Below are 5,621 nucleotides of genomic sequence, written 5' to 3'. Positions count from 1 at the left end.
TAACGGTTATTGATCCACGAACATAGACTGATGAGAAGGTGACCACGGCGGAGTGAGTAAGGTAGGCGCTGTTCATTGAGAGATGAATAATCCACGAATACCAGCATGACAACCGACGACATTACTGTCCCAGCGAGCCTGCGAGCGGCTTAATGTGATTGTTATGTAGCTTTCGAAATAGCAAGTGATACAGCGCCAAGTGTAGTTAAAAAGAATATCGACGCAAAGCTGAACTTAGCAACTAATAACGTGGACTCTTTGGATTGTGTTTCGTTGATTTTTGCGAAACCATTTATAACAACTGCAAAGGTGTAAGCTAAACTTAAAGTTATTCCAATGTACAACCATTGCGTCGCACTCAATGCTAGGTAATCACTTCCTTCTTGCGCTTCTTTAGCCAAAATAAATCCAGCCGCAAGAACTGCTATAGGTGCGGCCATTCTCTTGATCGATGAATCAACAATTTCAAAAAAAACTTCTAAATTCATAAAGTAACCTTGCTATATAACGGCCCGCATAACGGGCAAAAATACGTAGGCTACAATACCAAGCGAAGCGCAGGGAGCCTACGTATTTTTGTCCCTAGCGAGCTTGCGAGTGTTAATGCGTTTGTTATGTACGCTTTCAAACATCCTCGATCACGACCTTACCTGAGCTATCTTTGTATACTTGTTGATTGAACTCAATTTGAACGACCTTTTCACCTCTTCTCTTGGTTCGGTAAAAGTCTAAGCCGCCAAAATAGACCTCAGTATCATCAGTGAATCCTTCCAAATGCTTTTTTAGTTCACCTACTGTAATGCTCATTTCAATCTCCTTATAAAATATCAAAGGCTGTTGTTAGATGTTAGCCAAGTTAAAAACTCTCTTGCTTTGTTGGACGTGCTAAATGTACAAGTCCGTTTCCCTGAAGAATCGGTAAAGGAAACTGTTTTAGCAGATAGAGAAATGCCCTGAATAGGGAAATCTACTGCGATAAGTTGCCCATCAATTTCTTTTTCCAAAACTTCCATTGTCAACATTTCCTTAAGTACATAACTTTTCAATAACGGGCGCAGGCACGTGGGGCATAATGGCGCAGCCGCCCCGCGTGTATGCGTCCCAACGAACGAAGTGAGTGAGTTTATTGAGTTGTATGGATAATTCTTCCCTAAATACACGACATTCCTTTTCGAAGATGGGTAAAGTGAGGCCCAGACTTTGGCTGCAACCAAAGTTGGCTGTGTAGTAGTTCGGCGATTGAGTGGATCCTCAATAGAGAGACCGATAACAAACTCGAACACTACACGGTACTCCAAGCAACATACTCGAATAGTCGACTGGGCCCCGAGCTCGCATTTAGCAAACCAGAGTTAGCTTATTATGAATAAAACCGTAGTGCAAAACATAAACGTAGGTGTAGATACCGGTAAGGATTCTCTCGATATTCATATTCGTCCATTAGACGAATATTTCAAAGTCAGTAATAACAAGAAAGGCATTGGCGAGGCGATAAAACGTCTGCGGAAGCTCGACATTGAGCGTATAGTTATTGAGTCAACGGGACGTTATGAAGCTGAATTTGTCGCTGCTTGTGCCAAGGCTGACATACCGTTCAGTGTCGTCAATCCAGTTCATGTTAAGCGCTTTGCAGGTGCTATAGGGCGAAGAGCTAAGACGGACAAGCTGGATGCGGCGTTAATAGCCCAATTCGGTGAAGTAATACAACCTAAGTTATCTAGGCTGAAGCCAGAGAATATGCAGAAGATGGCAGATGTTGTTAGGCGTAGAAACCAGTTAATAGAGATGCAAACTAAGGAAAAGAATCGTCTGCAGATTATGTCAAAGGCCATTCAACCCAATATAAAAGCGATGCTTGTTCTACTGAAAAAGCAAATAAGTAAGATGAACGATGAGCTAGCAAAGCTGATAGAAAGTTGCCCAGATTACAGAGCGAAGAGTGAATTAGTGCAAAGCATGCCTGGCATAGGTAAAATATCAGCCGCAGCGTTAATTAGTTATCTACCAGAACTCGGTTTGATGAATAGCAAGCAAGTAGCGTCACTTGTTGGCGTTGCACCGATGAATAAAGAAAGTGGAAAGTATAAGGGTAAGCAAGTTACTCAAGGTGGGCGTCACCAAGTCCGTACGGTTCTATTTATGGCGATGATGTCAGCAATGCAGTGCAATCAAAAATTTAAGGTGTTTTACGAGCGCTTAGTTGGAGCGGGCAAACCGAAAAAAGTTGCCATAATAGCTTGCGTGAGAAAGATGGTGATCATCTTAAATTCAATGGTAAGAGATGGCGTCATGTGGGAAGAAAAAACAGTTTAAATTCAGGGTTGACACCATAGTCGTTTGTTATGTGACTTTACCCTAAATAAGAGCATGCTTTTTATACTTTTTAACAAACACTTTAGCTTCTGCCAACGTTGAAGGGTAAGAAACGTTGCAATAGCTATTTTTGATAGGCCTGATTTTTTGAAAATAGAAACCATGGTGGACGAGGTATGCCACCTTTTTCCATTGGGCGATATCAGACTTTTTTGGTGCTTTGAAATGCCGGCCTAAATTATAAGTAACACCACCACAAGAAACACACTGGCCGTGCAATGGATAATCGCATGGAGCACCAGGAAAGCTACGTTGAAAAGAGGTTTTGCAGTCGAGGCAAGCATACGCCATAGAATACTTGCCACTTGAAAAGGAAGCTTTGTCTGGTTTGATTGGTTTAGTTCTGTAACCAGAATCCCATCTCAGTGCTTTTTTAGTGTTTCTATCCATGAATATCCTGAGTCACATAACTTTTAAATAAGGGGCGCAGACGTGTGGGCTAAAATACGAACGAAGTGAGCAGCCCACAGGTTTGCGTCCCAGCCCGCGCAGCGGGCGAACTTAATTTTTTTGTTATACATACCTTACACCAGACAATATCCCAAAGATGTAAGCTGGCAAGATAAGCAATAGATTTGTAGCTATTAACACAAAGTTAAAATATTTATGAAACTTAGTTTCTTGAGGATCTTTCACATCTTCTTCTGGTTCATAAATATAAGAGTGCCTATATTTAAAGTGATATGCACTTCCCAATGCAACAAGTATAAATATATAACCTCCTAGAAAATCACCTATCTTGGGATAGTAATATGCCAACACCAATAATATTGAAACACCCGTTATAGCAAACCCCTCTAGGATTTCGCCATATTTTGATAAATTAAAATAACAATATTTATAGGCATATACCGTTACGCCAATATTTATAGCTAGATACAAATAAATGATGATGGGCAATCGACTAACCTTCCGTGTATGTATAACGGCCCGCATAACGGGCAAAAATACGTAGGCTAGAATACTGAGCGAAGCGAAGGGAGCCTACGTGTTTTTGTCCCTAGCGAGCGTAGCGAGTGTTAATGCGTTTGTTAGCTTCCTTGTTATTCGAAGAACATACTGGCTGCTTTAGTTGCTGCATCTTCAGAATAATAAATAAGTTTTAAGACTTCGCTGTGTTCTAGTTTCGAAACGTCGTTAAAATTTTGATAAACAGAGCTATGGTGGTCATTTGTAATAAATGTACTACCAATATATTTTCCAGAATTAGCGTCAAATACTAGCGCTACATAAATAGGGACAAAACTCCTGACGTCGCTCATTTGAGTCTTGAACCATGCGCCATTGCAAGCTTCGCCTTTATAAAAGTTTTCATAGTCTCTCGCGACAAGGAGAAAGTCTAAGTCATACTTAGCTTGAATTTCTCTAAGCTTATTTAATCCCTGTGGCATCAATTTGGCACTAGCGTCCCAGGATGAGTAACTTAAATAATTGCTCCAATCAATACTAGAGTCTATTTGAACAGGAGTGTTAAAAGTATTTTTAATTCCTTTAACATAGCCTTTTGTGACTAAGGTGTTGACATTTTCAGCAATAGGGTAAATTTCTTCAGTGTTTTGGAATACTGTCATGCCAAGGTGGGTGTGGCATAGTTTTAAAGTTTCATTTAGCTTGTAGTCAACACCGATTCGACTATTTTTGAAAGAAACTGGTTCAGATGTGCTTGAACATCCGACTAATAAAAGACATAGACTTAAAAAAAATACGAGTTTCAATTTAAAACCTCTGGGAAGCTAACTTTCCAATAACGGGCGCAGGCACGTGGGGCATAATGGCGAAGCCGCCCCGCGTATAGGCGTCCCAGCGACCGAAGGGAGTGGCTTAAGCGCTTTGTTAGAAGCAGAGCCTGCACCTTTGGCCTTATTAAAAACTAATAAAGCCAGCATACGATTGATTGTTAAAGCAAACAAGCAAAATGCCAGAGCAGAGATGGTTTTGATTTGACTGAAGCAAGCTGCCATTTGAACTACCAAGTGCAATGGCGCTTGCTGACTTAAAATAAAAACCAGCCGATGAGGCGCCTATTGCGCAACCTTTGGATTTAATGCGGCGAAGTTAAAACCGCCTAAAGCCAGTGCGATTTTTGAAACAACAGGTGAGGGCGGTTGAACTGGTATTTTTATTAAGCCAAACGTAGTTTAGGCTGACGCCTTCTAACTTCCAAATATGGGGCGCAGACGCGTGCGTGATAATGGCGAAGCCGCGCACGTGTTTGCGTCCCAGCGAGCGATAGCGAGTGCCATAATTTGTTTGTTATAAGCCATGTTAATCACAACCTCCATCAGAGCTACAACTATCTGATGAATTGCCGCCGGGGCTATTAACCGCGATCCCTCCATTTTTTTGGTTAGCCTTTCGAATTTTCAGCAAATCTGATACAAACGCAGCGCCAATTAATGGGATTAACCATAAAGCTACAAACAGCATTACACGGATATTGCGTTTTATCTTTGATTGCTTAATCAGCTTCGCTGACATGACCATTGCCAGAAGAAGATGAACAACCAACAAAATAATAAGAAACAACTCACCCATGCTTCAATCCTAGTGGCTTATAACTTTTCAATAACGGGCGCAGGCACGTAGGGCATAATGGCGAAGCGGCCCTGCGTGTATGCGTCCCAGCGAACGAAGTGAGTGAGTTTATTGGGTTGTTAGGCCTTACTCTAGATCCCATACTTCCACCGATAAACCATTATGGTTCTCTAGCCAGTCTATCATGGCAGAACGACCTGGCTGTTTTGATTTCTTTTGGCCGCCGGGTTTACAAATGAAAACAAGTTTTTTAACTTTATTTCCTAAGCTTCTGGCCATGAGAGCTTTCAGAATGTCCTTTTCGAATTCGGTATTTGGATTTTTAAGTCCAAGAGCGATTTCTACAATTGTTGCCTCGTCAGGAAAATAAAAATCTACAGCCATAGAGTTGTTACCACAGATTTTCTGTTCACTGTAATCTGAACCAAAAAGGGAAGCGGCTTGGTCTCTGATTTCTGCAATAAATTGATTTGTCGAATAATTGCCAGCTCCAGGACCTTTTGTAGTGAAAAATCCATCTGTTTCTCTGGCGATTCTTGAAGCTAGTTCAAAAAGCTTCTTACTATGTTGCATATGCCTCCAAGGGCCTAACACTAAGCTTTGGGGCGCTAGCACGTGGGCTAAAATCCGAGCGGAGCGAGCCAGCCCACGTGTTAGCGTCCCAGCGACCGGAGGGAGTGCCAACAGCGTTTTGTTAGGCGTACAACTGAAAG

Annotated in this window: 9 protein-coding genes; 1 reads left to right on the top strand and 8 read right to left on the bottom strand. The window is 41.7% G+C overall.

All coding sequences use genetic code 11. The features are described 5' to 3' along the window. Positions 1 to 161: 161 nt before the first annotated feature. From GTQ48_RS17255 to GTQ48_RS17245, 3 genes are all read right to left on the bottom strand, one after another. A complete protein-coding gene (locus GTQ48_RS17255; RefSeq protein ID WP_163107781.1) occupies positions 162 to 488 on the bottom strand; it encodes a hypothetical protein in 327 nt (108 codons plus the stop codon). Positions 489 to 624: 136 nt separating this feature from the next. Further along, positions 625 to 807: a hypothetical protein gene (locus GTQ48_RS17250; protein WP_163107780.1), complete on the bottom strand. Its 183-nt coding sequence runs from the start codon at positions 805 to 807 to the stop codon at positions 625 to 627. Between the two features lie 20 nt (positions 808 to 827). Further along, complete coding sequence (locus tag GTQ48_RS17245) at positions 828 to 1,013, bottom strand: hypothetical protein (RefSeq protein WP_163107779.1); 186 nt, start codon at positions 1,011 to 1,013, stop codon at positions 828 to 830. 349 nt (positions 1,014 to 1,362) lie between these two features. Between GTQ48_RS17245 and GTQ48_RS17240 the strand changes: the two genes are divergently transcribed. Next, positions 1,363 to 2,313 (top strand): IS110 family transposase, encoded by a 951-nt coding sequence (locus GTQ48_RS17240; RefSeq protein ID WP_163107778.1) that lies wholly within the window; start codon positions 1,363 to 1,365, stop codon positions 2,311 to 2,313. 42 nt (positions 2,314 to 2,355) lie between these two features. Here the strand turns inward: GTQ48_RS17240 and GTQ48_RS17235 are convergent, their stop codons facing one another. From GTQ48_RS17235 to GTQ48_RS17215, 5 genes are all read right to left on the bottom strand, one after another. Next, on the bottom strand, positions 2,356 to 2,763 hold the full coding sequence (locus GTQ48_RS17235) for a hypothetical protein (RefSeq protein WP_159582028.1): 408 nt from the start codon (positions 2,761 to 2,763) through the stop codon (positions 2,356 to 2,358). 123 nt (positions 2,764 to 2,886) lie between these two features. After that, entirely contained in the window at positions 2,887 to 3,273 is a 387-nt protein-coding gene (locus tag GTQ48_RS17230; RefSeq protein WP_163107777.1) for a hypothetical protein, read from the bottom strand. A 143-nt stretch (positions 3,274 to 3,416) separates the two neighbouring features. Then, positions 3,417 to 4,088 carry a hypothetical protein gene (locus GTQ48_RS17225; protein WP_163107776.1) on the bottom strand — a complete coding sequence of 224 codons (672 nt, stop codon included), beginning with the start codon at positions 4,086 to 4,088 and terminating at the stop codon, positions 3,417 to 3,419. Positions 4,089 to 4,638: 550 nt separating this feature from the next. Then, positions 4,639 to 4,908 (bottom strand): hypothetical protein, encoded by a 270-nt coding sequence (locus tag GTQ48_RS17220; RefSeq protein WP_163107775.1) that lies wholly within the window; start codon positions 4,906 to 4,908, stop codon positions 4,639 to 4,641. A 126-nt stretch (positions 4,909 to 5,034) separates the two neighbouring features. After that, the coding region (locus GTQ48_RS17215; RefSeq protein ID WP_203565297.1) for a hypothetical protein at positions 5,035 to 5,621 on the bottom strand (587 nt) is incomplete at its 5' end.

The sequence above is a fragment of the Alteromonas genovensis genome, assembly GCF_010500895.1.
In the GTDB taxonomy this organism is placed as follows: Bacteria; Pseudomonadota; Gammaproteobacteria; order Enterobacterales; family Alteromonadaceae; genus Alteromonas; species Alteromonas genovensis.
This window is presented reverse-complemented; position numbering and strand designations above follow the sequence as displayed.

Bases quoted from the DNA above. Each gene is read 5' to 3' on its own strand.
- GTQ48_RS17235 (WP_159582028.1), bottom strand. From the start codon at position 2,763: ATGGATAGAAACACTAAAAAAGCACTGAGATGGGATTCTGGTTACAGA.
- GTQ48_RS17220 (WP_163107775.1), bottom strand. From the start codon at position 4,908: ATGGGTGAGTTGTTTCTTATTATTTTGTTGGTTGTTCATCTTCTTCTG.
- GTQ48_RS17245 (WP_163107779.1), bottom strand. From the start codon at position 1,013: ATGGAAGTTTTGGAAAAAGAAATTGATGGGCAACTTATCGCAGTAGAT.
- GTQ48_RS17255 (WP_163107781.1), bottom strand. From the start codon at position 488: ATGAATTTAGAAGTTTTTTTTGAAATTGTTGATTCATCGATCAAGAGA.
- GTQ48_RS17250 (WP_163107780.1), bottom strand. From the start codon at position 807: ATGAGCATTACAGTAGGTGAACTAAAAAAGCATTTGGAAGGATTCACT.
- GTQ48_RS17240 (WP_163107778.1), top strand. From the start codon at position 1,363: ATGAATAAAACCGTAGTGCAAAACATAAACGTAGGTGTAGATACCGGT.